Annotated in this window: 19 protein-coding genes; 9 read left to right on the plus strand and 10 right to left on the minus strand. The window is 66.1% G+C overall.

Annotated features, from left to right (window positions below):
* The first annotated feature begins 324 nt into the window (after positions 1 to 324).
* The 4 genes from fdh (at position 325) to OWM54_RS42440 (ending at position 6,747) form a co-directional block, all read left to right on the plus strand.
* Positions 325 to 3,576: a formate dehydrogenase gene (gene fdh, locus OWM54_RS42425; RefSeq protein ID WP_420715397.1), complete on the plus strand. Its 3,252-nt coding sequence runs from the start codon at positions 325 to 327 to the stop codon at positions 3,574 to 3,576.
* Between the two features lie 3 nt (positions 3,577 to 3,579).
* A complete protein-coding gene (locus tag OWM54_RS42430; RefSeq protein ID WP_223748627.1) occupies positions 3,580 to 4,377 on the plus strand; it encodes a 4Fe-4S dicluster domain-containing protein in 798 nt (265 codons plus the stop codon).
* On the plus strand, positions 4,374 to 5,528 hold the full coding sequence (gene nrfD / locus OWM54_RS42435; protein WP_267701020.1) for an NrfD/PsrC family molybdoenzyme membrane anchor subunit: 1,155 nt from the start codon (positions 4,374 to 4,376) through the stop codon (positions 5,526 to 5,528). Before OWM54_RS42430 ends, nrfD begins: the two co-directional genes overlap by 4 nt.
* 112 nt (positions 5,529 to 5,640) lie before the next feature.
* On the plus strand, positions 5,641 to 6,747 hold the full coding sequence (locus tag OWM54_RS42440; protein WP_267701021.1) for an isopenicillin N synthase family dioxygenase: 1,107 nt from the start codon (positions 5,641 to 5,643) through the stop codon (positions 6,745 to 6,747).
* A gap of 395 nt (positions 6,748 to 7,142) precedes the next feature.
* Here OWM54_RS42440 and OWM54_RS42445 read toward each other — a convergent pair whose 3' ends face one another.
* From OWM54_RS42445 to OWM54_RS42480, 8 genes are all read right to left on the minus strand, one after another.
* A complete protein-coding gene (locus OWM54_RS42445) occupies positions 7,143 to 8,120 on the minus strand; it encodes an IS630 family transposase (protein WP_324289178.1) in 978 nt (325 codons plus the stop codon).
* Between the two features lie 244 nt (positions 8,121 to 8,364).
* Positions 8,365 to 9,861, minus strand: coding sequence for a ThiF family adenylyltransferase (locus OWM54_RS42450; RefSeq protein WP_267701023.1), 1,497 nt, complete (start codon positions 9,859 to 9,861; stop codon positions 8,365 to 8,367).
* A gap of 276 nt (positions 9,862 to 10,137) precedes the next feature.
* Entirely contained in the window at positions 10,138 to 11,097 is a 960-nt protein-coding gene (locus OWM54_RS42455) for a nucleotidyltransferase (RefSeq protein ID WP_267701024.1), read from the minus strand.
* A 56-nt stretch (positions 11,098 to 11,153) separates the two neighbouring features.
* Positions 11,154 to 11,579, minus strand: a complete 426-nt coding sequence (locus OWM54_RS42460; protein ID WP_267701025.1) for a hypothetical protein — start codon at positions 11,577 to 11,579, stop codon at positions 11,154 to 11,156.
* Positions 11,580 to 11,636: 57 nt separating this feature from the next.
* Positions 11,637 to 12,641 carry an SAVED domain-containing protein gene (locus OWM54_RS42465; RefSeq protein ID WP_267701026.1) on the minus strand — a complete coding sequence of 335 codons (1,005 nt, stop codon included), beginning with the start codon at positions 12,639 to 12,641 and terminating at the stop codon, positions 11,637 to 11,639.
* A 504-nt stretch (positions 12,642 to 13,145) separates the two neighbouring features.
* Positions 13,146 to 15,158, minus strand: a complete 2,013-nt coding sequence (locus tag OWM54_RS42470; protein WP_267701027.1) for an acetyl/propionyl/methylcrotonyl-CoA carboxylase subunit alpha — start codon at positions 15,156 to 15,158, stop codon at positions 13,146 to 13,148.
* 9 nt (positions 15,159 to 15,167) lie between these two features.
* Positions 15,168 to 16,775, minus strand: a complete 1,608-nt coding sequence (locus OWM54_RS42475) for a carboxyl transferase domain-containing protein (protein ID WP_223748632.1) — start codon at positions 16,773 to 16,775, stop codon at positions 15,168 to 15,170.
* An 11-nt stretch (positions 16,776 to 16,786) separates the two neighbouring features.
* On the minus strand, positions 16,787 to 17,962 hold the full coding sequence (locus OWM54_RS42480) for an isovaleryl-CoA dehydrogenase (RefSeq protein ID WP_267701028.1): 1,176 nt from the start codon (positions 17,960 to 17,962) through the stop codon (positions 16,787 to 16,789).
* A gap of 168 nt (positions 17,963 to 18,130) precedes the next feature.
* Between OWM54_RS42480 and OWM54_RS42485 the strand changes: the two genes are divergently transcribed.
* Positions 18,131 to 19,123, plus strand: a complete 993-nt coding sequence (locus OWM54_RS42485; RefSeq protein WP_223748634.1) for an AraC family transcriptional regulator — start codon at positions 18,131 to 18,133, stop codon at positions 19,121 to 19,123.
* A gap of 4 nt (positions 19,124 to 19,127) precedes the next feature.
* Here the strand turns inward: OWM54_RS42485 and OWM54_RS42490 are convergent, their stop codons facing one another.
* Positions 19,128 to 19,934 (minus strand): LytR/AlgR family response regulator transcription factor, encoded by an 807-nt coding sequence (locus OWM54_RS42490; RefSeq protein ID WP_267701029.1) that lies wholly within the window; start codon positions 19,932 to 19,934, stop codon positions 19,128 to 19,130.
* Entirely contained in the window at positions 19,927 to 20,982 is a 1,056-nt protein-coding gene (locus OWM54_RS42495; RefSeq protein WP_267701030.1) for a sensor histidine kinase, read from the minus strand. Before OWM54_RS42495 ends, OWM54_RS42490 begins: the two co-directional genes overlap by 8 nt.
* 138 nt (positions 20,983 to 21,120) lie before the next feature.
* On the opposite strand from OWM54_RS42495, the gene OWM54_RS42500 reads away from it, so the two are divergent.
* The 4 genes from OWM54_RS42500 to OWM54_RS42515 all read left to right on the plus strand — a co-directional run bounded on the left by OWM54_RS42500 (position 21,121) and on the right by OWM54_RS42515 (position 25,840).
* The gene (locus OWM54_RS42500) at positions 21,121 to 23,028 is read left to right on the plus strand and encodes an ATP-dependent nuclease (RefSeq protein WP_267701031.1); all 1,908 of its coding nucleotides are present in this window, start codon (positions 21,121 to 21,123) and stop codon (positions 23,026 to 23,028) included.
* A gap of 105 nt (positions 23,029 to 23,133) precedes the next feature.
* The gene (locus tag OWM54_RS42505; RefSeq protein WP_267701032.1) at positions 23,134 to 23,637 is read left to right on the plus strand and encodes a hypothetical protein; all 504 of its coding nucleotides are present in this window, start codon (positions 23,134 to 23,136) and stop codon (positions 23,635 to 23,637) included.
* Between the two features lie 317 nt (positions 23,638 to 23,954).
* Positions 23,955 to 24,401 carry a CsgG/HfaB family protein gene (locus OWM54_RS42510; protein ID WP_267701033.1) on the plus strand — a complete coding sequence of 149 codons (447 nt, stop codon included), beginning with the start codon at positions 23,955 to 23,957 and terminating at the stop codon, positions 24,399 to 24,401.
* Complete coding sequence (locus OWM54_RS42515; RefSeq protein WP_267701034.1) at positions 24,398 to 25,840, plus strand: FlgO family outer membrane protein; 1,443 nt, start codon at positions 24,398 to 24,400, stop codon at positions 25,838 to 25,840. The genes OWM54_RS42510 and OWM54_RS42515 overlap by 4 nt, the downstream gene beginning before the upstream one ends.
* The last annotated feature ends 1 nt before the right edge of the window (position 25,841 follow it).

Below are 25,841 nucleotides of genomic sequence, written 5' to 3' on the forward strand. Positions count from 1 at the left end.
GACGGATAGGGAATGCCTATCCGCGGAATCTCTGCTCGCATCCACGCACGATAATCAGCGCAATGTTCAGCAACAACCCGAAGGGTGTCCGACGGAACGACTCTCATTCCCGTGCGGTGCGGGGGATGACGACAGCCGGGTGCGGGGTCGACCTGAAACAGCCATCCAACTGAAGACAACTCATCCTCGGAACCGTCAGGCCCCTGACGTGTGCGGGTGACCGCGCCGCTCAGAGCCACTGTTTCATGCGCGCTCGCCCCCATCATCCGGACGCGCGCCGGCATGACGCCGACCGGGAGGTCCGCCGTGGGAATCCTCGATCTGATGCTCCGCTGGCCCGTGCTGCGTCAAATCGCGCGCGGCGACGTCAAGGCGCTCGGTGATACGGCCATGACGGAGCGCAGCCGGACGCTGGAGCCCCGCACCGCTCGCGCGGACCGCGTCGTCAAATCCGTCTGCCCCTACTGCGCCGTGGGCTGCGGACAGGACATCTACGTCAAGGACGAGCGCATCATCGACATCGAGGGCGACCCCGACTCGCCCATCTCCCGGGGCCGCCTGTGCCCGAAGGGCTCCGCCACCTTCCAGCTCGTCACCGGCACCCACCGCGTCCAGCACGTGCTCTACCGCCGTCCTGGCGGCTCCGAGTGGGAACGCCTCCCGCTGGAGCAGGCCATGGACATGGTCGCCGAGCGCGTGAAGCGCACCCGCGACGAGACCTGGGAGGACACCGACGTCAACGGCTTCATCGTCCAGCGCACGCTGGGCCTCGCGCACCTGGGCGGCGCCACGCTCGACAACGAGGAGAACTACCTCCTCAAGAAGCTCTTCACCGCCCTCGGCATCGTCCAGGTGGAGAATCAAGCCCGCATATGACACTCATCGACGGTGCCCGGTCTGGGCATCACGCTGGGACGTGGCGGAGCCACGACCTTCCAACAAGACCTGCGGAACTCTGACTGCATCCTCATCCAGGGCTCCAACATGGCCGAGTGTCACCCGGTGGGCTTCCAGTGGGTGATGGAGGCCAAGGCCCGGGGGGCGACGGTCATCCACGTGGATCCTCGCTACACGCGCACCAGCGCCGTGGCGAACCAGCACGTGCCCATCCGTGTCGGCTCGGACATCGCGTTCCTGGGAGGGCTCGTGCGCTACGTGCTCGAGCACGAGCGCTACTTCAAGGAGTACGTCGTCCACTACACCAACGCCGCCAACCTGGTGCGCGAGGACTTCCAGGACACGGAGGACCTGGACGGGCTCTTCAGCGGCTTCCTGCCGAAGGAGAACAAGTACGACGTCAGCTCCTGGAGCTACGAGGGCGTCGAGGGCCCCACTCCCGCGTCCGGCCACAAGGAACTCTACGCGGAGCCCGGCGCGGGTGAAGGCGAGACGCACGCCACCCTCATCACCGAGGCCATCAAGGACCCCACGCTCCAGCACCCGCGCTGTGTGTTCCAGGTCCTCCGGCGCCACTTCCAGCGCTACACCCCGGCCATCGTCGCCAAGGTCTGCGGCGTCCCCGAGGAGCAGTTCCTGAAGGTCGCCCAGACGCTCTGCGACAACTCCGGCCGCGAGCGCACCACGGCCTTCTGCTACGCGGTGGGCTGGACGCAGCATTCGGTGGGCGTGCAGTACATCCGCACCGCGACCATCCTCCAGCTCCTCTTGGGCAACATCGGCCGGCCCGGCGGCGGCATCCTCGCGCTGCGCGGGCACTCGTCCATCCAGGGCTCCACGGACATCCCCACCCTGTTCAACCTGCTGCCCGGCTACCTGCCCATGCCGAGCGCCACGCAGTCCCCTGCCCTGGCCGACTACCTGGCGTCCCACACGTCCAGCACGGGATGGTGGAACAACTTCCCCAAGTACGTCGTCTCGCTCTTGAAGGCCTGGTTCGGGGACGCGGCGACCGAGGAGAACGAGTTCGGCTTCCGGCACCTGCCCCGGCTCACCGGCAATCACTCGCACATGCAGACGGTGGTCGACATGGCCGAGGGCCGCATCAAGGGCTACTTCGTGATGGGCGAGAACCCCGCGGTGGGATCCATGAACGGGGCGCTCCAGCGCAAGGGCCTGCGTCAGCTCGAGTGGCTGGTGGTGCGCGACTTCACGCTCATCGAGACGGCCGAGTTCTGGCGCACGGCCCCCGAGGTCCAACGCGGCGACGTGAAGACGGAGGACATCCGCACGGAGGTCTTCTTCTTCCCGGCCGCCGCGCACACGGAGAAGGACGGTTCCTTCACCAACACGCAGCGGATGCTCCAGTGGCACCACGCCGCGGTGGAGCCCCGCGAGGACGTGCGCAGCGAGCTGCACTTCACCTTCCACCTGGGCCGGAGGCTCAAGCGGCTGTACGCGGCCTCGGGAGCGCCCAGGGACCAGGCCCTGCGCCAGTTGACATGGGACTACCCGACCCACGGCGCACTCGAGGAACCGAGCGCCGAGGCGGTGCTCCGGGAGATCAACGGCTACACCGTGACAGATGGCCAGCCCGTGAGCGGCTTCACCGCGCTGAAGGACGACGGCTCCACCGCCTGCGGATGTTGGATCTACTCCGGAGCCTACGCGGAGGGCGTGAACCAGCCAGCGCGCCGCAAGCCAGGGCACGAGCAGACCTGGGTGGCGCCCGAGTGGGGCTGGGCGTGGCCCGCCAATCGCCGCATCCTCTACAACCGGGCCTCCGCGGACCCGCAGGGCCGTCCCTGGAGCGAGCGGAAGAAGTACGTCTGGTGGGACGAGACGCAGCGGAAGTGGACCGGCGAGGATGTCCCCGACTGCATCGCGGACCGACCTCCGGACCATCGCCCTCCTCCCGGCGCCAAGGGCATCGAGTCCCTGGCGGGAGATGACCCATTCATCATGCAGGCCGACGGCAAGGCCTGGCTCTTCGCGCCGAGCGGGATGCTCGATGGCCCCCTGCCCACGCATTACGAGCCCATGGAGTCGCCGGTGAAGAACGCGCTCTACGGGCAGCAGTGCAATCCGACGCGGCTGGAGTGGCACCGCAAGGGCAACCCCTACCACCGCGCGTGGGGTGACCCGCGCTACCCCTTCATCCTCACCACGTACCGGCTCACCGAGCACCACACGGCGGGCGGCATGAGTCGCTGGCTGTCCTGGCTCAGCGAGCTCCAGCCGGAGCAGTTCTGCGAGGTCTCCGTCGAGCTGGCGCGCGAGCGGGGGCTGAGCAACGGCGGCTGGGCCACGCTGCGCACAGCGCGCGGAGACCTGGAGTGCCGCGTGCTCGTCACCGAGCGAATGCGTCCGCTGAAGCTCAACGGCACGTCGGTGCACCAGGTGGGCATCCCGTATCACTGGGGCGTGACGGGCCGCTCGCGCGGGGATGGGGCGAATGAGCTGCTGGGCTTCGTCGCCGACCCCAACGTGGACATCCAGGAGTCGAAGGCGCTCACCTGCGACCTCATCGCGGGCCGCCACGCCACGCGGGCCCGGGCGGCGACGGGTGCCACGCCTCCCGCCCTGCCCTCGGACCTGGCGCCGCACCGACGCGACAGCCTCGCCGCGGGCGACGTCGACCATGTCCCCTGGCAGGAGAAGAAGGACGAGGAGCGATAGCGCATGAGTCGCAAGGGCTTCTTCACCGATTCGACGGTGTGCATCGGCTGCAAGGCCTGTGAGGTGGCTTGCAAGCAATGGAACCAGCTCCCCGATGACGGCTTCCACTTCACCGGGATGTCCTACGACCAGACCGGGGATCTGGGCTGCTCGACCTGGAGGCACGTGGCCTTCGTGGAGCGGCCGGTGCCGATGCCGGGCCACTCGACGGGCGTGGGCGACTTCTCGTGGTTGATGGTGTCGGACGTCTGCAAACACTGTCAGCGCGCGGGGTGTCTGGAGGCGTGTCCCACGGGCGCCATCGTCCGCACGGAGTTCGACACGGTCTACGTCCAGCCGGATGTCTGCAATGGCTGCGGTTACTGCGTGGTGGGCTGTCCCTTCGGCGTCATCGACCGGAGACCGGATGACGGTAGGGCCTGGAAGTGCACCCTCTGCTACGACCGGATTGGCGAGGGCATGACGCCAGCCTGCGCGAAGGCGTGTCCCACCGAGTCCATCGTCTACGGAGACCTCGACGTGCTGCACGAGCGCGCGGACAACCGCCTGCGTGAGCTGCACTCGCAGGGCATCATCAGCGCCTATCTCTACGGGAAGGACGCGACGAACCAGCCGGGAACGGGCGGGCTCAACGCCTTCTTCCTGCTCGTGGATCGCCCGGAGGTCTACAACCTGCCGCCCGACCCCGTCGTCCCGACGATGAAGGCCGGACAGGCCTGGGGCGCGGTGGCCGTGGGGGCGCTGGGGATGGCGGCCATGGCCGTGGGCGCGGTGCTGCTCGGCCGCCGGGGGAACCCATGAGCGCGCGTGACGCCGAAGACACCTTCCTGGACAAGCTCCAGCGGCGCTCGGATGGCCGCAATGTGAACCCGGACCTGGGGACTTTGCTCGGCGAGGGCGCACAGCAGCGGGTGATGGACCTGGACAGCGCCAATCCGACCCATGGGTTCCAGGCTCGGGTTCCTTCCCACTTCGTCGCGGACACGGTGGATGCGCCGAGCTACCACGGGCTGGCCGCCATCAAGCAGCCGGTGTGGATCGCCACCGTGCCCGCGTATCTCTTCGTGGGCGGAGTCGCGGGCGCGGCGAGCCTGCTGGGGTTGGCCATCGACGTGCTCGGCGAGAAGTCGATGGAGCGGCTCGCGCGGCGCTGCGCGCTGCTGGGGACGGCGGGAGACATGGTCAGCGCCGGGTTGTTGATCGCCGACCTCGGCCGCCCGACGCGCTTCTTGAACATGCTCCGGGTGTTCCGGCCCACGTCACCGATGAGCGTGGGATCGTGGGTGCTGGCGCTGTCGGGAGCACTCAACACGGTGGGACTGGTGTTGGGTCGCTCGCGAGGTGTGCTCGGTGTCACGGGCAAGGTCGCGGGGTATTCGGCCGCGATGCTGGGCATGCCGCTGGCGGGTTACACGGCGGTGTTGCTGAACAACACGGCGGTGCCGCTGTGGCAGTCCACGCGGCGCACCCTGCCGTTGTTCTTCATGGCGTCGGCGAGCGCGAGCGCGGGGAGCCTGCTGTCCCTGGCGCCGCACACGGAGCGTGAGGCGGACGTGCTGCGGCCGTATCGCCTCGCGGGCAAGGCCGCGGAGGTGGTGATGGCGCACGCAGTGGAGCTCGACGCTCGCCGTGCCCCGGAGGTCGCCCGGCCGCTGTCCGAGGGCCTCTCGGGGGCGCTCTGGAAGACCTCCCGGGCCTGCTCGGTGGCGGGGTTGGTGGTGGAGGCCCTCCCGGGGCGGCAGCGCTGGAAGCAGGTGGCGGCGGACGTGCTGACGACGGTGGGAGCGGTGGCGGCGCGCTTCGCGGTGTTCCATGGCGGGCAGGCGTCCGCGAGGAATCCTCAGGCGACGTTCAAGCCCCAGCGACAAGGGCATGGGGCGGCGGAGGTGACGGGCCACGCGGTGGCCTCGGATGGGAAGCCCTGGAGCTTCCCGTTGCCGGTGGTGCGGTGAGGGTGCGCCCTGGTGGTTCGGCCCTGTCTGGGGAGGGGCGCTGATACCAGGGGTAGTGGCACCCACGAGGCCCTCCCTTTTGGTCGCCAGGAGCGATAAACCTGGGGGAACCATGGCCGAGACCTCTTCGCTGAACATCCCCACTGTCGACCTTGCAGACCTTGCCTCCGGCGAGGCGAGCCGCATCGAGCGCGCCGCTGCGGCGCTGCGTGAGGCGTTTGGCGTCTTCGGTCTCGTGTACATCAAGAACCACGGCGTCGACACGCAGGCGCTCCATCGCTACTACGACGCCTTCGCGGCCTTCATCGCGCGCTCGGCGGAGGCGAAGAAGCCCTACGGTCGCGCGGAGCTCTGGTACCAGCGGGGCTGGACGCCGCCGAACACCGAGGTGGCCGTCGCCGGCAATGGGCAGCCGGACTTCAAGGAGTGCTACTTCGTCGCGCCCTACCCCAACGACGAGGTGGCGGCGATGGAGTTCCCGGAGCTGTATCCGGAGAACGTCTGGCCGCCCGACGCGCCGGAGTACTTCCAGGAAGGCATCGTGACGTTGGGGCGCTCGCTCCACGAGGCGGGCCTCAAGCTGCTGCGAGGCTCGGCGGTGGCGCTGGGGCTGCCCGAGGACACCTTCACCGCGCTCTGCGAGCGGGCTCCGCACATCACCCGCGCGCTCCAGTACCTGCCACTGCGTCCGGAGCAGGTGAACACGGACATCGTCTGGGGCGAGGAGCACACGGACTTCAACCTGCTCACGCTGCTGCCCGGTGGCCGGTTCCTGAACCCCGAGGGCAAGCCGGCGCCGAGCCCGGATGACAAGAGCGGGCTGTATCTGCGCACGCGCGCGACGGACGAGGATCCGCAGGGCCGCAAGGTCCGTGGCACCGCGCCGGCGGGCTGCATCGTGGCGCAGGTGGGACAGCAGCTGGAGATCCTCACGGGCGGCACGTTCCTGGCGACGCCCCACGTGATTACGGCGCCCGGAGTCGCTGGCTGGCAGCGGCAGTCCGCCGCGCACTTCGTGCATGTGCACACCAGCGCGGTGCTGTTCCCGCTGGAGAAGTTCCGCACGCCCTCGGCCATCCGCAGCTACGCGCCGCCGGTGCTCGCGGGGACGTATGACATCAAGACGCTCGTGGACATCGGCCTCGCGCCGCCGAGCGCGCTCGACAAGCTGGGCTACCGCCACTACGACCGGCTCAACCGCCAGCGCGCGGGCGAGTAGTTCCTCAGCGAACCAAGGCAAAGACAGACGTGTCTACCATTGAGCCGTAAAACATGTCTGTCTTTATCCTGGCTCTGCCCTCCCCTCACGCATGCCTACCTGATGGTTCGTGCATGTAGGCACGAGTCCCGGCCCCTGTGTGACCGCGGCTTGAGAGGGCTGAAAAATGACTGAAGGGCTGTTCATGTAGGCATTGATCTCCAGGATCCTGTTCGCGGGGGTGACAGTTCCTCAAAAAAATCACTGATAAGCAGTTCATGTAGGCACGGCACCTTCATGCAGAGCAAGTCGCCGGCGCGCCCCTGGAAATCACTGAACATGAGGACAGGATTGTGTCCGGAGGACGGAGCCACTTGGCCTTGCCCTAAACCAACGATCTCGATTCTCGCACGACGTCAGGAGGCGCGCCTGAGGTCGGCTCGCCGCAGGGATGGACAGGCTGAGCGCTGTGCATTCCGCGCGTCGAGGTAGGCATGTACCCGCACCATGAGCTGGGCCATGGTGCGGCAGCGGTGGTTTCGCGTGACGTTTGCGTGCAGGTCGAGCCACACGCGCTCGATGCGGTTGCCCTGGGGGCAGTAGGGCGGCAGGAAGTGGAGCACGATGCGCTCTTTGAGTTGGACCAGCGCCTTGCGAGTCTTCTGACTGGTGTGGACCGCTGCATTGTCCAGCACGAGGTGGATGCGACGAGCGCGCCGGTATTCCCCCGCCAGCCGCCAGAGCAACTGGATGAAGAGGTCGCTGGCCTTGGATTTGCCCTCCACCCACGTCAGCTTTCCCGTCCGGACATTCAACGCTCCAGCCAGGAAGCGCTTCTGGTTGTTGCCCGGGGTCACCACCACCCGACGCTGCCCCGGAAGACACCAGTCGTGTCCGACCTTGGGGTTGAGATGGATGTCCACCTCATCTACGTGGAGCACGGGCTCTTCGGGGGGCGTGTGTGCATGCAGGCACTTCAACTCGTAGAGCCGGCGCCGACGCTTCCACGCGGGCCAGGGACACTTGACGATGGGCCTGGCGGCCTTGCGCCGCGCGCCGAGCCAGGTGAGCGCGCGGCCCATGGTCGCCACGGAGACCTGGGGCAGCCCGCGGCGCTCAAGCTCCAGGCACAGCAACTCCCGTGTCCAGGTGGGCCGGCACCAGCCCCAGTCCTCGGGCGTTCCCACCAGCACCCGCGCCAGCCTCTCTCGGAATCGCTCGTCTACCTTGCGCTGGCCGTTGCCCTCCCTCCTGTCTCGTAGCGCTCCGCGTCCGTCCTCCCGGTAGCGGCGCACTGCGCTGACGACGGTGGAGGTTGCACAACCCAACTCCCGGGCTGCCGCGTTGCATGAGGCTCCCCGCCCCACGGCCGCCACGGCCATGCACCGCCGCATGGTGAGCGGGCAGCCGCTCCTCTCACCCCACCTCAGCAGCGCCTGCCGCTGCTTCCTCTTCAGCCACTGCCTACCTTTGCCCTCGGGCAGGGCCTTCTCGCTCTCAGGTCTTCTGCGCACACAGAGCCGAACGAGAAGTGCCCCTGCTCCCTCTTCCCGCGCACTTCCCGCCCTTCAGCCTGATCGAGAATCACGAACTTCGGTTTAGAATCCACGACCGTAGAGCGCCTCTACCCCACCCTTGTCAGGAGGGCCCCAAGAGGCGTTGTTGAAGGATGGACAACTCGCGTTCTTCCTCTGGCGACAAGTCCTGTCTCGACCCTTCCCCACACACAGGGCAGCTACCCTCTCGTGGGACCTGCTCGACCCTTGCCTGAAGAGGGCCATCTACGACCCATCCTCCAAGATTGGACCAGAGGAGGTGGTCTCCGTGGGCTTTGGGATAACTGTCCGCATCCCCACTCCGCTCCAGTAGCGTCTGCAGCGTCATGCGAGCGGCAATCAGCGCGACCTGATCAACATCCATCCCCAGGCCGGGGAGCCCTGGCTGCCGATAGGCTGGGACGCCCATGTCGACACGGTCGAAGCGAGGGAATCGACCAGGGTCCGCGTGCTGGGCGAGCAACACGCACTGGTAACAGGGCGTCACCCCCGGAATTACCCTGAAGACTCGTCCATGCTCGGCACGCCCCAGGACCGCGGAAAAGACCGCAGAGCACCTGTGTGTGACACATAGATAGTTCACCATGCGCTCCGCATCAGCCGTCGCGGTGGCGCAGACAACGATTCCTCCCGTGTTTCGGACGACCTGGAGCAGGCGTAGCGTCGAATCGTGTCCCCATCCCTCTGGCTCCAACGAGAGAGCCGCTGGCACCTCGACCACTTCGGCAGTGGGGTTGACCCGATGGATCGCTCGCGCGACAACAGCCACCTTGGGCAACCCAATCTCCCCAACGCCCCCCACATGCCGTGCCACGTTCTCAGCGGTAAGCTGCTCAGGATCGAAGAGGACAAACTTCCCGACTCCCGCCTTCGCAAGGGCAACCGCAATACTGCTCCCGAGGCTCCCTGCCCCAACCACAGCGACCTGCGCGTCCCGAAGCACCACGCGACTTATGCGCCCCTCGACTCGGTTGAAGATGCGCTCCTCGATGTCCTCTTCAACAGGCTCTACATAGACAAGGCGGCCTCCAGGGACGCCATCCAGCGGTCCAGGCATCCGCTTGCGCACGAATCTCAGGCCATTATTCAAGACCAACAGTACCAGCGGAAGGGACTGGAACAACTGCCTCGCCTGGGCATTTGGGAGTTGCTGTCGTATCCATTCCTCGATCTCGTGACGAGACGTAGGAACGTGCTCCACGGCCTTGTCTATCCTGCACCACAGCCCATCCACGGATTGACTCAAGCCCAGCGCGATCACCCATCGTGTATCCAGTTCCGCATGGACGGGGCTTGAGATGATTGACGAGGGAGAGGTGCCATCCACGCTCTTCATGCGGAGAAGACTCAGGTCCTTCCGCGCCTGGGCACTCCACATTCCCCAGGGTCCCCCTCGTCGAAGTTCTGTCGCGAGAGATGGTGGTATCGAGAGTCTGATTGAACGGAGCGTCAGAGGAAGTTCTTCGACGCGAGGGAATTCGCCACGGCCCTCCATCTCAAGGTACTCCACGAGCCGATCTAACGCATCCGCCGCCGTGTACTCCGGCTTCCACCCCTTCTCGGGGTCATGGGCAAACAAGCAAAGACTTCCATCATGAAGCACGAACCCGTGGGCGCTGTGGTCAATGCTGGTCGAGCCATCCCCCGATGCCTCCCAGACTGCTGGCGGGCGGAAAGGAAACTCCGGCGGCCATACGAGCCGATACCGGCGCGGGCCGGTTGCGGTATCAATCGCCCCCTCGACGAATGCCACCGGCCGAACGCCGAGTCGATGCATTTGAGGGTGTCGCGACTGAAGGAGACGCACCTCCTTCAGCCAACGGCGTTGGTCACTCGCTGGAAAGGACATGAGTCTCTACCCGAATCGGGATCCATGACCATCGGGTGCGGAAGGGACCGTCAACGAAACGCCGGTCACGGCCGTACGCGTGCTTTCTCCCTTCTCTGGGTAGGGATCCCCGAAGAGCCCATACAACAGGCCGTGGGCCCGCTCCGTGTGTCCTGCCTGAGCGAGGCGTCTCGCCTCCACCAGGGAAGTAGCGGCCTTCTCCAGACCGAGCTTCGCGGCCATACGCTCCGCCTGAGACACCCCCTTGTCAATGTCGGGCCCCAGGCCGGCAGGGTCCGGCGTGCCGAGAAGCACACGAGCAGCGAGTCCTTCAAAGATCTGGATAAGCCCGTCGAGCCGGTCTTCGGCTTTCGTCCTCAGTACATCCCAAATCATCACCTCAATATGGAACGACCGAAGCCGCGCTCCGTCCGGCTGCAGTCGGTTCCAGTGCTTGACCGCCTTGGTTAGAGGCTTGAGTTCACTTTCCGCAGCCGCGTTCGCCTGCACTGACAGTTCTTGATGAATACGTGGATTGGATCGGATCCAGCTTTGCGCCTGAACATCCGGAATCAAGAAGACGTCGCTGTCCGCCTCATCCAGGAATGCAGGGACGACATCGTAAGCGATCCCGGTGCCGCTGAATTCGATGTTCACCGAGCGATTCTGTGGCTCAGCGGTCTTACCCGGATACCGCGCCTCAAGCGCTTCACGAATGATTCCCAGAACCGACGTCGGGCTGCTGTGGCTCGGGGCATGGCGAGAAGTCCGCCTCAAGACACAGAACATGTCGATGTCTTTGAGAGGACGGATGGCAGTGCTGCGAGCATAAGAGCCCGTGAGAAATGGATACTGGTCAGGGTCGATCTCCAGTTGCTTGACGAGTCCATCTCGCAGATACGTGTGCTGCTCGCTAGCACTGGCACTCTCTTTCGGGGTGAGTTCGAGCGCGGAAATGAAATCATGAACGGCCTGTCGAATCTGCATATCATCCTCCCTCTCTCTGTGTTTTTGTCTCACTGCGAACCACGCTTGGCGAATCCTCACTCGACCCACGGAGTGAGGATTGAATGCTCTTGCTCCGCGACGAAATCCATCATCGAGAAGAGCACTGTTCGATCAAACCGACGCACAACCTCCACCAGCGAAGCAGGCTCGAATCCTGGCCTCCGATGCAGCCTCATGAGGCGGCTTCGATAGACGACGAACAACTCTGCTTCCGGCGGGGCCTCGGCGATGAGGGTGTCTTGCTGGTTGTCGAAGCGCTTTCGGAGTGGAGCCAACTCGACGAACAGTCGCTCGCCGAGCATCTCCCAGACTTGTGCGTTGGTGCGAAGCGTCCTCGCTCGGGCAAGTTGGAGCGCCCAGATGAGGTATCGACGCAAGCGCCGCTCCAGCAACTCCTGGATGAGATCGCCGCACTCCATGCGATCGAAGGTTTCGATTCCCCAAAGGCTCGTTTCGATCACTTCGGTGAGGACCTGGGCTGGATCGCATTCAACCTGAGCGCCCTCCTCTCGTATCCGTCAGTTCGCGATCGTGCAAACCGCCAGGGTGTCAGCCCAATAATCGACCTCCTCCAACGCGAAGCCGCCCCGTCCAACGCCGCGATAGTTTTGTGAGGTCAGCTCCTGGTCGAAGTGGAAAAGTTCATGCAACAGGAACTGTTGCGCCAGGGGGGCCCAGCGAGATTTGTCCAGGCGACGCAGACCTTCGAGCAGTCCTCGCCCGAATGTTAAGCGCCTCTGCCCAACACTCAGCCGTGTCTCATCGCCTTCTGGCGACCTCACGATGGTCAGATTGCGGAGTCGGTTCAGGAACCCGTCTCTTTCTCGTGGCCGGAGAATCGGCGGGAGATCGTCCGCTTGAAGGGTGTCTTTCAGGTGCTGCGTTGCCTCCAATAACGTCCTCAGGATCTCTTGCCGAGCCTGATCATGCTCCTCACCTTGGCGCACCTCCATCCGCGTGATCGGCAACCACGGCAATGTGAAGGCCAACTCGTACCCAGGAGGCGAGAAGTTGGCCACCCACGCTCTTCCCATCGCCCTGGGGTTGAAGGCCCGCCCGACCATGAATGCGAGCGAGGCCGGGCCTGCGATGAATAACGCCAAGCCCGAATGGTTGGGATATACACGCCGTGTCTCGGCGAAAACACGCGCAATTTCCTCCGCGATTGCGGATGCATTGAAGGCATCCACTGGGATGGTCGCGCTGTTTCTACATTCGACGATGCCGGCGATGCCGGTTCCATGGTTCGTCAAGAACGTGCGCACGGCGTCGCGTGGCAACGCGGCCTGGGTCGAGATGAAGACCCCCACGAGACCGTTGGCCTCGGAGATTTCATTGTTCAACCCGGAAAGGTGGTCGAAGTATCTCGTCTCCCCGTGCTTCGTCTCGTCTAACTTCAGGATGTCCCAGGTACCGTCCTTCCGTTGGTTGAGGAACGTCTGGGGTTTCGCCCACGCGGACATCTCGGCGCCAAGCAAGGTGAACAGCGGTAACGGCGCGCGCCCCACGATGAAGAACTCCACGAGCGCCGCGGAAGTGGAGCGCAGTGTGCGCGCCTCGCCCGCCAGGCGGGTGACAGCGTTCGCGAGTCCCCCCCATTCCATGAAATTGGAGCTGGGACGCAGTCCCCTGGGAGTGGGACCGCCAAAGTCGCTCAACCGCAGGAGTCGAAACTCCCTCCGTATTGGAGGAAGGAGCGGAAGGATGTCTCCCTCGGCAATGGGCGCATCCACGTCGAGGCACAGCACTGCATGTGTGTTCATGTCATCCCGCAGGAATGGGAGGGCATCGCTCCCTTCAATCCTTTAGGACGCTTTCGTGGACAGAATCCCCCGCGGAGCCGGTGTTTTTCGGCAGATCACATGAATCATGGTCTGCGCTGACCCAGGGGCAGCCGGAATCAGCCTCTCGACCGCGGCACATGGCGCCGTATCCACGTGTACGGGCGAAACGTAGGCCGGCGAAGTCTCACGCGGTCACGAAGCCAGGGCAGCGTCGGGGAACCCACGACGCTGCCCCACCCCGCTTCAGGCCACCTTGTCCTCGATGACCGCGAGCTCCGTCCCCTCGCTCACCTGCTCACCGGGGTGATGACGGAAGCTCGCGAGCACGCCGTCGCGCGGGGCGGAGATGGTGATCTCCATCTTCATCGCCTCCATCACCAGCAGCGGCGTGCCCTTGGAGACCTTCGCCCCCACCTCGGCCAGGTGCGCGATGACCTTGCCGGGCATCGGCGCGCGCAGCCCGCCCTCCGCCTCCGGGGCCGTCGCCTCGACGTCGAGCGGATCGAACGACTCCAGCTCCCACCGCCGGCCTCGCGCGAACACGCTCCAGCGCGCCCCCACCGGGACCACCGTCGCGTGAACCGTCCCCTCGGGCGACGCCAGCGTCACCGCGTCCCGCTCGCCCACCGTGAACCGCACCGGCACCCGCGCCGCGCTGTCCTGCCCCCCCGGCGCGGACACCCGCATCACATACGTGCCAGGGCCAGAGGCCTCCGCGCGAATCTCCCGCACCACGTCCCCGTGACGCAGCGTCACCAGGAACGGCGCCACCGCGCCCAGCCGGAAGCCATCCAGCTGCGCCCACGGCGAGCCCGGCTCCGCCTTCGCGGCCTCGTCGCGCGCCCGCGAGAGCACCGCCACCGCGCCCAGCCGCCAGATGTCGTCGGGAATCTCCCCCTTGGGCGGCTGCAGCGCCTCGCGCTCACGCTCGATGAGGCTCGTGTCCAGGTTCGCCTGGGAGAACGACGCCGTCCTCACCAGGCGGCCCAGGAACTCCACGTTGTTCGCCACGCCGACGACCTGGTAGCGCTCCAGCGCCTCGCGCATCTGCCGCAGCGCCGCCTCCCGGTCCTCGCCCCAGACGATGAGCTTCGCGATCATCGGGTCGTAGTGCGTGGAGATCTCATCCCCCTGCTCCACGCCCGTGTCCACGCGCACGTGCCGCGACGTCTCCGGCGGCACCAGGTGCACCAGCCGACCCACGGACGGGATGAAGCCCGCGTCCGGGTTCTCCGCGTAGATGCGCGCCTCCATCGCGTGGCCCCGGATGGACAGCTCCGCCTGCGTCTTCGGCAGCCGCTCACCGGAGGCCACCCGCAGCTGCCACTCCACCAGGTCCAGGCCGGTGATCTCCTCGGTGACGGGGTGCTCCACCTGGAGACGCGTGTTCATCTCCATGAAGTAGAAGTTCCCCGCGGGGTCCGCGATGAACTCCACCGTGCCGGCGCCCACGTAGTTCACCGCCTTGGCGGCGAGGATGGCCGTCTCGCCCATCTTCGCGCGCAAAGCCTCCGTCATCCCCGGCGCCGGCGCCTCCTCGAGCACCTTCTGGTGACGCCGCTGCACCGAGCAGTCCCGCTCGAACAGGTGCACGTAGTTGCCGTGCGTGTCACCGAACACCTGCACCTCGATGTGCCGCGGCCGCTCGACGTACTTCTCGATGAGCACCAGGTCCGAGCCGAACGCGCCCAGCGCCTCGCGCCGGCACGACGCCAGCTGCGCCTCCAGGTCCTCCGCGCGGTCCACCCGGCGCATGCCCTTGCCGCCGCCACCCGCGCTCGCCTTGATGAGCACCGGGAAGCCGATGCGCTGGGCCTCCGCCTTGAGCCGCTCCACGCCCTGCTCGTCGCCGTGGTAGCCCGGCGTCGTCGGCACCTTCGCCTTCTCCATCAACGCCTTGGACGCGGACTTGGAGCCCATCGCCCGGATGGACTCGGCGTTCGGCCCCACGAAGACGATGCCCGCCGCCGCGCAGGCCTCGGCGAGCACGGGGTTCTCCGAGAGGAAGCCGTAGCCCGGGTGGATGGCCTGGGCGCCCGTCTTCTTCGCCGCGTCGATGAGCTTCTCCACCACCAGATACGACTCGCGCGCGGCGGGAGGCCCCAGCCGGACGGCCTCGTCCGCCAGGCGGACGTGACGGGCGCCCGCGTCGGCGTCCGAATAGACGGCCACCGTGCGGATACCGAGCCGACGCGCCGTGCGGATGATGCGGCAGGCAATCTCGCCGCGATTCGCGATGAGCAGACTTTCGAACATGGTCGAGTCCTACATCCGGAAGACGCCGAATCGAGTCTCCTGAATCGGAGCATTCAACACGGTCGAGAGTGAAAGGCCGAGCACGCGACGACTCTGCGAGGGGTCGATGACCCCGTCGTCCCACAGCCGCGCGGTGGCGTAATACGGGTGCCCCTGCTCCTCGTACTGCGCGCGGATGGGCGCCTTGAACTCCTCCTCCGCCTCCTTCGCCCACGTGCCGCCCTGGCCCTCGATTCCGTCCCGCTTCACCGTGGCCAGCACCGACGCCGCCTGCTCGCCGCCCATCACGCTGATGCGCGCGTTGGGCCACATCCACAGGAAGCGCGGCGAATACGCCCGGCCGCACATGCCGTAGTTGCCGGCCCCGAAGCTGCCGCCGATCAGCATCGTCACCTTGGGCACCCGCGCGGTGGCCACGGCCGTCACCATCTTCGCGCCGTCCTTCGCGATGCCCGCGTTCTCCACCTTCCGGCCCACCATGAAGCCGGTGATGTTCTGCAGGAACACCAGGGGGATGCCGCGCTGCGAGCACAGCTCGATGAAGTGCGCGCCCTTCTGCGCCGACTCGCCGAACAGGATGCCGTTGTTGGCGATGATGCCGACCGGGATGCCGTAGAGGTGCGCGAAGCCCGTCACCAGCGTGGTGCCGTAGCGCGCCTTGAACTCGTCCAGCCGCGAGCCGTCCACCAGCCGGGCAATCACCTCGCGCACGTCGTAGCGCTTGCGCGCGTCGAACGGGATGATGCCGCCCAGCTCGCTCGGGTCGTAGAGCGGCTCCTCGGAGCGCTCCAGCGCCACCGTGTGCGGCCGCGTGCGGTTCAGGTTCGCCACGATCCGCCGCGCGAGGAACAGCGCGTGCGCGTCGTTCTCCGCCAGGTGGTCCGCCACGCCGGAGATGCGCGTGTGCACGTCACCGCCGCCCAGGTCCTCGTTGGTGACGACCTCGCCGGTGGCCGCCTTCACCAGCGGCGGGCCGCCCAGGAAGATGGTGCCCTGGTTCTTGACGATGATGGTCTCGTCGCTCATCGCCGGCACGTACGCGCCGCCCGCCGTGCACGAGCCCATCACCACGGCGATCTGCGGGATGCCCGCCGCGCTCATCTGAGCCTGGTTGAAGAAGATGCGGCCGAAGTGCTCCCGGTCCGGGAACACGTCGTCCTGGCGCGGCAGGTACGCGCCGCCGGAGTCCACCAGGTACACGCACGGCAGGCGGTTCTCCTGGGCGATCTCCTGCGCGCGCAGGTGCTTCTTCACCGTCATCGGGTAGTACGTGCCACCCTTCACCGTCGCGTCGTTGGCGACGATCATGCACTCCTGGCCCTGGACGCGGCCGATGCCGGCGATCATCCCCGCGGACGGGGACTCACCGCCGTACATGTTCCAGGCCGCCAGCTGGCCGATCTCCAGGAACGGCGAGCCGGGGTCCAGCAGGCGCTCGACGCGATCCCGGGGCAGCAGCTTGCCTCGGGAGACATGGCGCTGGCGGGAGCTCTCGCCGCCGCCCTTGGCCGTGAGCGCCACCTTCTCGCGCAGGTCTCCGACCAGCTTCTGCATCGCCTCCGCGTTCGCGCGGAAGTCGGCGGAGCGGGTATCCGTGGTTGATTTGAGGATGGCCATGGTGGTGTTCCCTATGCGGTCTCGGCGAACAGCTCGCGCCCGATGAGCATGCGGCGGATCTCCGACGTCCCGGCGCCGATCTCATAGAGCTTGGCGTCGCGCCACAAGCGCGCCGTGGGGTACTCGTTGACGTAGCCATTGCCGCCGAGGATCTGGATGGCCTGTCCCGCCATCCACGTCGCCTTCTCCGCGGAGTAGAGGATGGCGCCCGCGGCGTCCTTGCGCAGCGTCCTGGCGTGGTCCGCCTTGTCGCAGGCCTGGCCCACTGCGTAGACGTACGCGCGGCACGCCGACCACGACGTGTACATGTCCGCGAGCTTCGCCTGGATGAGCTGGAACTGGCCGATGCTCTCTCCGAACTGCTTGCGCTCGTGGACGTACGGCAGCACCACGTCGATGCAGGAGCCCATGATGCCCAGGGGCCCGCCGGCGAGCACCGCGCGCTCGTAGTCGAGCCCGGACATGAGCACCTTCACGCCCGCGCCCACGCCGCCGAGCACGTTCTCCTCCGGCACCTCGCAGTCCTCGAAGAAGACCGGGTACGTGTTGGAGCCGCGCATGCCCAGCTTGTCCAGCTTGGTGCCGAAGCTCAGCCCCTTGGTGCCGCCCTCGACGATGAAGGCGGTGATGCCCTTGGGGCCCAGCGCCTCGTCCGTCTTCGCGTAGACCACCAGCACCTTCGCGTTGGCGCCGTTGGTGATCCACATCTTCGCGCCGTTGAGGATGTACTTGTCCCCGCGCTTCTCGGCCTTGAGCTTCATGCTGACGACGTCCGAACCCGCGTCCGGCTCGCTCATCGCCAGGGCGCCCACGTGCTCGCCGCTGAGGAGCCCGGGCAGGTACTTGCGCCGCTGGGAGTCGGTGCCGTTGCGGTAGACCTGGTTCACGCACAGGTTCGAGTGCGCGCCGTAGGACAGGCCGACGGACGCGGACGCGCGGGAGATCTCCTCCATGGCGACGATGTGGGCCAGGTAGCCGAGGCCCGCTCCGCCATACTCCTCGCTCACCGTCATGCCGAGGACGCCCAGGGCGCCCAGCTTCGTCCAGAGGTCCTCCGGGAACAGGTTCTCCCGGTCGATGTCGGCCGCCCGGGGAGCAATCTCCTTGGCGGCGAAGGCGCGCACGGTGTTGCGCAACATCTCGACGGATTCACCGAGCGCGAAGCCCAGCTCTGCGAAGTGAGCCATGAAGTCGTTTCCCAACCAGCGTCTCGAGGTGGCTGGCGGACATTAGGTACGAGGGAGGGCTCGCGTGCGCCAGGGTGGTTGCAAATCGTGCCAACCCGGCCATGCTGCTCGCCGATGCCTCGACGCCTCCAGCGCTCCCCCGAACCCCTGCCGCGCGCGGAGACGCCCATGGCGTTCGTCCGGGCCATCGTGCTCGCGTACGAGAAGTACGGTGTGGACCCGCACGACGCACTGCGAAAGGCGGAGATCACCCGCGCGCAGCTCGGCCGGGTGTCGGCGCGCATCAACGCCGGGCAGTTCGAGACGCTCTCGGCCACGGCGATGCAGGAGCTGGATGACGAGGCCCTGGGGTGGTTCACCCGCCGGCTCCCCTGGGGGACGTACGGGATGCTCTGCCGGGCCTCGCTCAGCTCGCCGACGCTGGGCATCGCGCTGCAGCGCTGGTGTCGCCACCACCGGCTGCTGACCGAGGACATCCTGCTCTCACTCGAGGTGGAGGGCACGACGGCGCGCCTCGCCATCGAGGAGCGGCACGAGCTGGGCGCGATGCGCGAGTTCTGTCTGCTCAGCAGCCTGCGCTACGTGCATGGGTACGCCTGTTGGCTGGTCAACTCACAGCTGCCCCTGCGCGAGGTGACGTTCCCCTTCGCGACGCCGGCGCACCAGTCCGTGTACCCGCTCCTGTTCCCGGGGCCGGTGCGCTTTTCGGCCACCCGCGCCAGCATGAGCTTCGACGTGGGCTACCTGGAGCTGGCGGCCAAGCGTGACGAGCAGGCCCTGCGGGCGATGCTCAAGCGGGCGCTGCCGCTGACGGTGCGGCAGTACCGGAGGGACCGGCGGCTGGTCGAGCGGGTGCGCTCACAGCTGAGCGACCCTCGCGCCTCGGGGACCACCGCGCAGCACGTGGCGTCCGCGCTGCACGTGTCGGTGCGCTCGCTGCATCGACAGCTGGCGCTCGAGGGGACGTCACTGCAGAACCTCAAGGACGACGTGCGGCGACGCCACGCGCTGGAGCTGCTCGGGCGCTCCTCGGTGCCCATCAAACACGTGGCGCTGGACGTGGGGTACGCGGACGAGAAGATCTTCTCGCGAGCGTTCAAGCAGTGGACCGGAGAGTCGCCGAGCGAGTACCGCCAGCGGCTCCAACGCGCGGGCGAGTGAGGTCTCAGAACGACTGGCGCAGCACGGCCTCCACCGCGGCCTTGCGTCCTGGGCTCAGGCGCAGCCGGGTGCCGTCGCGCAGGATGACGACCCAGCCCTTGTCCACGTCGGGCTCCAGCTCCTGGATGCGACTGACGTTCACCAACGTGGACCGGTGGACGCGCACGAAGCACTTCGGGTCCAGCCACTGCTCGACCCGGTTGAGCGTCTCGCGCAGCATGGGGCTCTTCGCGCCGGAGTGCAGTACGACGTAGTTGCCCTCCGCCTCGCACCAGTCCAGCTCGGCGACGGGCACGACGACCACCTTGCCGTCCGTCTTCACTGCGATGCGCTCCAGGTACTGTCCGGTGTCCGCGGGCGGCGCGTTGGCCGGCGTGTAGCCCGCGAGCAGTGACGACAGTCGCTCCAGGAGCGCCCGCTCCCGTCCCTGCTCACGCTGCTTGCGGGCGCGCGAGAGCGCCTCCTGGAAGCGGGCCGCGCTGAAGGGCTTGAGGAGGTAGTCGAGGGCGTTCGCCTCGAAGGCGCGCACGGCGTGCTGGTCGAAGGCGGTGACGAAGATGACCGGCGGCATCAGTTCGGGCCCGACTTCGCGCAGGACGTCGAAGCCGTCGACCTCGGGCATCTGGACGTCGAGGAACACCAGGTCCGGCCTCTCTCGGAGGATGGCGTCCACCGCGTCGCCTCCGCTCTCGCATTCCCAGAGCGCCGTGACGTCGGGGGCACGGGACAAGAGGTGGCGCACGTTGTCACGGGCCAGCGGCTCGTCGTCCACCACCAGCACCCGCCAGCCTGCCTCGCTCCCCTCACCCATTCGCTGCCCTCCCCTGCGGTGACGGCTCGACCGTGGACACCTGGAACGGAAGCTCCACGCGGGCCAGGGCGCCACCGCCCGGTGCGTCCTCGAGGGTCACACCATAGCCTTCGCCATGGAGTTGCTGGATGCGCTCGCGGGTATTCGCCACGCCGATTCCTGTTCCGGGGGTGCTCGCTGGACGGAGCCCGGGGCCGTCGTCACGGACCTCGAGCACCAGCCGCTCGCCCTGTCGCAGGGTGCGGACCCAGATGTTCCCTCGGGCCGCGCGGCGTGAGGTGCCGTGCTTGATGGCGTTCTCGACCAGGGGTTGCAGGACGAGCATGGGCACGCGTGCCCCCAGCGTCTCCGGCTCTGCTTCCAGGTGGAAGCGCAGGCGACTGCCGAAGCGGAGCTGCTCGATGCCGAGGTAGCGGCGGACCAGGTCCAGCTCCTCGGCCAGGGCAATGCCCTGCTCGTTGCGTCCGTCCAGGCTGGCTCGCAGCAGCGAACCCAGCTCCACGAGCGCGTCCTCGGCCTCCGCGTTCCGCGTCTGTCGAACGAGAGAGACCACGGCGTTCAACGTGTTGAAGAGAAAGTGCGGGTCGAGCTGTGCCCGGAGCGCGTCCAGCCGCGCCTCCGCCAGGCGTGCGGCGAGCCGCGACTCCCCCAGTTCCCGCTCACGGGCTCGACGGAACGCGCCCAGCGCCGCCCAGGCCGCGAGGAACAGCAGGTACTCGAAGGACCCGAGCACGCCTCGCTCCAGCAGGAGCCTCCGGAACCCGTCGGTGAACGCGAGCCCGCGAGCCGACCAGGACTCCAGCATCGAGAGCCCCAACGCGAGGAGCGCCGAATGGGCCAGGACGAAGCCGCCCCCCAGCGCGATGAGCCATATCCCGGTCCGAGCTTCGAGCGGCGCCTCCCGTGACACCCGCCGGAACGTCGCCAGCAGGAGTGGCGCGAGCAGGGCCCAGACACTGTAGGGAATCAGGGCCAGCACCAGCGCGGAGACGAAGCCTTGCTGGTCACGAACCTGAGCGGTCAGCGCTTGCGGCAGGGCAGCGCTCAATCCGACCCCCACCCCCAAAAACCAGTAATGATCAACACGGCCAAGCCCCAGCTGCGTCAATCCAAAGCCGGAGTGCATTGATCTCTCCACGTCCTTCGTCTCCTGAAGACGCCCAGCGGGGACGCCGAGTAGGATGACATGATCGAAATCACGCCAGCACAGGAATACGCCCTGCCCGGAGTCCTCCAACCACACCACACCACAACACAACACAACAAAAACATGCACATCAAGCAACTCACTATTCAGAACTACAAGAGCTTTATGCAGGCAAGCATCACCTTCATGCCAGGGGTAAATATCATCACAGGCCGAAACAATTCTGGGAAAACAGCCCTTCTCGAAGCGGCAAGCCTTGTTCCTAGGAACAAGCCGCATCGTAGCATTCGCACGGGCACTAATCGGCCCAATTCGGCCTTTCTCGCAACAATTGCTCTCAGCATTGGCGACATTGAAAGAGTCATCAAGGCATCTCGCACGGGCGAGCAATTTCAGCTCCCCATTCAACAACAGACTGAAGGAGTCGCGCTCAATCCTGCAACTCTATGGCACACGGCTCTAGAACGAGGTTACTGGGAAATCCAGGCCGAATTTAAACACAAAAAAACCTCAGAAATGTCAGGACAGAACATTCAGAGACCAATGGCCACCAGTCAGGGCTATATCACACTGCACTGCGACAAGACTACGGGGGAGGTGGCGCTATTAGGATCGACGGCGACGCCCGTCAACAATCTGGGGGCAACGCTGATTCAAGAATTTACGAAGAACACATATGCGTTCAAGGCAGAACGCCTAAACATCGGATGTTACGGTTTTGGAACCAGTATCGATCTCAGTCCCGACGCAAGTAATCTCCCTGAAGTTCTCCATGTTCTCCAGAGTGAGAATCCGTCGCGATTCGAGCGCTACAATAAGCTCATTCAACGAATCTTCCCCCAAGTCAGGGCCGTCAGATCTCGACCAGTCGCGAACAACCAACTCGAGATTGTTATTTGGCCAATTGAGCCTGCCACCGAACGCTCGGACCTCGCGATTCCGCTAACGGAGAGTGGCACCGGAATCGGCCAGGCACTAGCCATTCTCTATGTGATTATTTCGTCCCAAAGCCCAAGGACAATAATCATTGACGAACCAAACAGCTTCCTTCATCCAGGTGCCTCTCGGACACTCCTGGAAATACTTCGCGAGCACCCACAGCATCAATACATAATCTCAACCCATTCCCCTGAAACGATATCCGCCAGCGAACCGACAACCATCCACATTATCAAGAATACCGACGGCATCTCAGATGTGGTTGCCATCGACCCCGCGAAAGTCGGAGACCTTCAGTCCTTGCTTCTGGAGACCGGGAGCAGGCTGTCTGACGTCTTTGGCGCAGACAACGTCCTTTGGGTTGAAGGCCCCACGGAACAAGCGTGCTTTCCAAAAATCATCAGAGGAATATTACGTCGCCCCATCTCAGGAGTCAGCGTTCTTGGCGTCCTGCAAACAGGTGACTTTGACAGCAAGACAAATGCCTCTAATGCCTTTAGGATCTACAGCAGATTGACCGGTCAAGGAAATGCACTGCTTCCACCCGCCATCGCCTTTGTTTTTGACAGGGAGCTTCGCTCTGAGCAAGATAGAACAGGACTCATGAAACTCGGTAAGGATCGAATTTTCTTCCTGTCGCGACGAACCTACGAGAACTACCTGCTTCACGCTGGGGCCATAGCAGCCATTCTGACCTCTGAAGCCTCGCTTGAAATTAGTCAACTGGAGCCAGGGAAGATACAGGAGTTTCTTGACGCCCACGTCGCTGACAAAAAATACTACCAGCACTCTGCCAACAAAGACCCTGTTGCCGACGTCGACGCTCCGCTATTACTTCAAGATCTATTCTATGCCTTCTCCGAAGACAAGCTGCGCTACAACAAGATTCAGCATTCCATTGCACTGACGGACTGGCTCATTGAAAACCATCCCGAACAGCTCCGAGAAATCTCTGACTTGATTAGAAAAATCTTGGATACACACCCTGCGAGCAAAACTTCCTCCTAGCTCCCTGAGTGCAATAAGCATGCCTAAGCCCTGAAGCCCACTGACTAAATTTAGGCTACGCTGGGAGAGACCAGTTCTCGTCGCGGCACAGTCCAAGGAGAACGCATGCATCGCAGCCTGTCGCTCACCTGTATGGCGCTGTTCCTGATGGTGTCCCCGCTCGCCGCGAATGCCCAGACGGCGCCCCCGGGCTACGCGCTGGAGCTGGACGAGCAGTTCACGCCTGGGGACATCCAGGACCTGGAGATGCAGGGCTACAACCGCTGTCTCGGCCAGTGCCAGGGATGGACGCGAGTCTTCACCTTCGGCTGGGAGTTCGAGGACGCGCCCACGGTGGAGATGGCCGCGCGCGCCATCCAGGCGATGCCGGGCTTCAATCCCAACCTCGTCAGCGCCGGTACGATCACCTACGAGCAGTTCGCGACCCGGCTCTACTACCCCTTCCAGCCGCTGGCGGACGCCTACCTGAACAACTGGTGGGACGGTGAGGAGGAGGTCTTCGTCGCCGCCTACCAGCACTATCGGCTCCCCCGGTACTACCAGGCCTACGTCATCCTCTTCGCCCATTCGGGGACGGTGCTGTTCTACGAGCAGGCCGACTTCGAGTAGCCGCTGAACACGCGAGGCCTGTCCTGGTCCGCATGCGGGCCTCGCGTGGGTGACGGGGCGTTCGGCTATGCTCCTCCGACTCCGTGAACACGACTCCCCCGGGCTCCGCGCCCGATGACTCCCGCTCCCACGTTCCTGGAACCGCTTCCGGACGAGCGCGCACGCTGCCTGTGACGGAAGCGCCCGCGCCCCGCGGTGGGCTCGCGCGGAGCACGGGGACCGCCCTGCTCATCGCCGTGGGGCTCGCCCTTCCGGGAGCCACGGCCTACCTGCTCCGCCCGCGGCCCCCGGCCACAGCGAGCAAGCCATCGCCTTCCGTGACGAGCCCCGTCGCACGCACGGGCCCGGTGAGCATCTGCGTCCTGAAGTTCCGTGACGTCAACGAGGACACCTCACTCGAGCTCGCCCTCGCCGAGGCCGTCATCACGGACATCGGCGCGCATCCCGGGCTTCGCATCGTCGAGCGCGAGCAACTCGACCTCCCGATGAAGGAACAGGACTTCCACCAGTCGGACCGCGTCGACCCGGAGACACGTGCGCGGTTGGGCCGCCTCATCGGCGCCGAGGTCGTCGTGCTCGGCAGCATCCAGCGCTCCGGCCCCCTGCTCCGTGTCGCCGCCCGGTTCGTCCACGTGGAGACCGGCGAAGTGCTCGACACCGCGCGCGTCGAGGGCCCCGCCCAGCAGCCCTTCACGGTGCAGGACGCCCTCACCACGCGGGTGCGCGCCCTGCTCCCGGCCCTGTCCGCGAGGCTGCGCCCATGAGCCCCGCTCGCGCACTCCTGCTCCTCCTCCTCTGCGCCCAGACCGCGTTCGCGGCCACCCCGTCCAAGCCCCCACCGGGTCCCGCCGCGGTGATGCCGTTCCGCAACCTCAACGGCGACACGTCCATGGACTGGCTCGCGCGCGGCATGACGGAGACGTTGATCTCCGACCTGCGCGCCAGCGGACGCGTCCAGGTCGTCGAGCGCGAGCAGCTCGAAGCGGCGCTCGCCGAGCTGAGCGCGAAGGACCGACAACAGCTCACCGAGTCCTCGGCCGTCCGCGTGGGCCGGCTCGTCGGCGCCCGGACCCTGGTCCTCGGCAGCATCCAACGCGCGGAGAATCAGGTCCGCATCAACGCGCGCTTCATCGACGTGGAGACGGGCGTCGTCCTGGACACCGCCAAGGTCACCGGCTCCCTGGAGCGCATCTTCGCCCTCCAGGACCAAGTCTGTGGCCGGCTGCTCCGTGAGCCCGTGAAGCCACGCGCGGGACGCCCCTCGGGCAAGGCGGCCGTGCTCGCGCTCGAGACCTACGGCCGCGCCATGGCCACCACCTCGCCCGAGGAGCGCGCCTGGCTCTTGCGCGCGACGCTGTCCGGCTCGCCGGACTTCGCCTACGCCCAGGAGGAGCTGTCCCGGATGGACCAGCGCCTGGCCGATCTCGCGCGCGAGGCAGAGCCCGAGGTGAAGGACGAAGAGGCTCGCCTGCGTGGCGTCATGGAGGACCCGAAGAGCCCCGCGGACGAGCGCTCGGCCGCGGCCCTCCAGCTCCTCAACCTGTCCCGCGCGCGCGGACGCTGGCGCACGCTCATCCGTGATTCCGAGCGCATCCTCGCGCTCGACCTGTCCGCGCATCTCGGTCGCCATCCGTCCGAGGAGGCCTCGCTCTACCGCTTCCAGGCTTTCGGTTACCTCGACGACTGGGAGGCCCAACGTGCCGCGGGCGAGGACTTCCTGCGCCGCTGGCCGCTCAGCCTCATGGCGGCCTATGTGGACCTGATGCTGCGCACCACCGCGAGCAACGTGGCACACAGTCAATGGGCCTTCGAGAAGATGCGCGCCGACCTCGCCACGGAGGAACAGGCCGTGGCCCTGCGTATCACGGCGCTCGAGAAGAAGGGCCAGCCCACGCAGGAGGAGCACCGCAAGCTCGCGCTCCGCCGGTGCCTGGCGCACAACAACCACCCGCGCTTCCGCGTCCATGTCCTGGCGCCATGCCGCGCGTACTACGAGACCTGGAGCGCCCGCGCGACGACCCCCGCGGAAAAGAACGACCTGCGCTACGCGAGGGAGGCGGAGCTGACCTCCCTCGTCGGCCTGCGCCGCTACGCCGAGGCCCGTGAGCGTCTCGTTGCCTTCCGCCAGGAGGACCCCGACGGCGAGCGCATCAGCCGCGCCCGCGCCGTGGTGCTCAACATCGGTGCCCACGAAGAGGAGTGAG

The organism is Myxococcus sp. MISCRS1, from assembly GCF_026626605.1.
Taxonomy (GTDB): Bacteria; Myxococcota; Myxococcia; order Myxococcales; family Myxococcaceae; genus Myxococcus; species Myxococcus fulvus.

Excerpts from the sequence above, each read along its gene's own strand:
- OWM54_RS42445 (WP_324289178.1), bottom strand. The coding sequence starts at position 8,120 with ATGCGGCGGTGCATGGCCGTGGCGGCCGTGGGGCGGGGAGCCTCATGC.
- OWM54_RS42470 (WP_267701027.1), bottom strand. The coding sequence starts at position 15,158 with ATGTTCGAAAGTCTGCTCATCGCGAATCGCGGCGAGATTGCCTGCCGC.
- OWM54_RS42455 (WP_267701024.1), bottom strand. The coding sequence starts at position 11,097 with ATGCAGATTCGACAGGCCGTTCATGATTTCATTTCCGCGCTCGAACTC.
- OWM54_RS42475 (WP_223748632.1), bottom strand. The coding sequence starts at position 16,775 with ATGGCCATCCTCAAATCAACCACGGATACCCGCTCCGCCGACTTCCGC.
- OWM54_RS42515 (WP_267701034.1), top strand. The coding sequence starts at position 24,398 with ATGAGCCCCGCTCGCGCACTCCTGCTCCTCCTCCTCTGCGCCCAGACC.
- OWM54_RS42440 (WP_267701021.1), top strand. The coding sequence starts at position 5,641 with ATGGCCGAGACCTCTTCGCTGAACATCCCCACTGTCGACCTTGCAGAC.
- OWM54_RS42485 (WP_223748634.1), top strand. The coding sequence starts at position 18,131 with ATGGCGTTCGTCCGGGCCATCGTGCTCGCGTACGAGAAGTACGGTGTG.
- OWM54_RS42490 (WP_267701029.1), bottom strand. The coding sequence starts at position 19,934 with ATGGGTGAGGGGAGCGAGGCAGGCTGGCGGGTGCTGGTGGTGGACGAC.
- OWM54_RS42505 (WP_267701032.1), top strand. The coding sequence starts at position 23,134 with ATGCATCGCAGCCTGTCGCTCACCTGTATGGCGCTGTTCCTGATGGTG.
- OWM54_RS42480 (WP_267701028.1), bottom strand. The coding sequence starts at position 17,962 with ATGGCTCACTTCGCAGAGCTGGGCTTCGCGCTCGGTGAATCCGTCGAG.
- OWM54_RS42500 (WP_267701031.1), top strand. The coding sequence starts at position 21,121 with ATGATCGAAATCACGCCAGCACAGGAATACGCCCTGCCCGGAGTCCTC.
- OWM54_RS42430 (WP_223748627.1), top strand. The coding sequence starts at position 3,580 with ATGAGTCGCAAGGGCTTCTTCACCGATTCGACGGTGTGCATCGGCTGC.
- nrfD (WP_267701020.1), top strand. The coding sequence starts at position 4,374 with ATGAGCGCGCGTGACGCCGAAGACACCTTCCTGGACAAGCTCCAGCGG.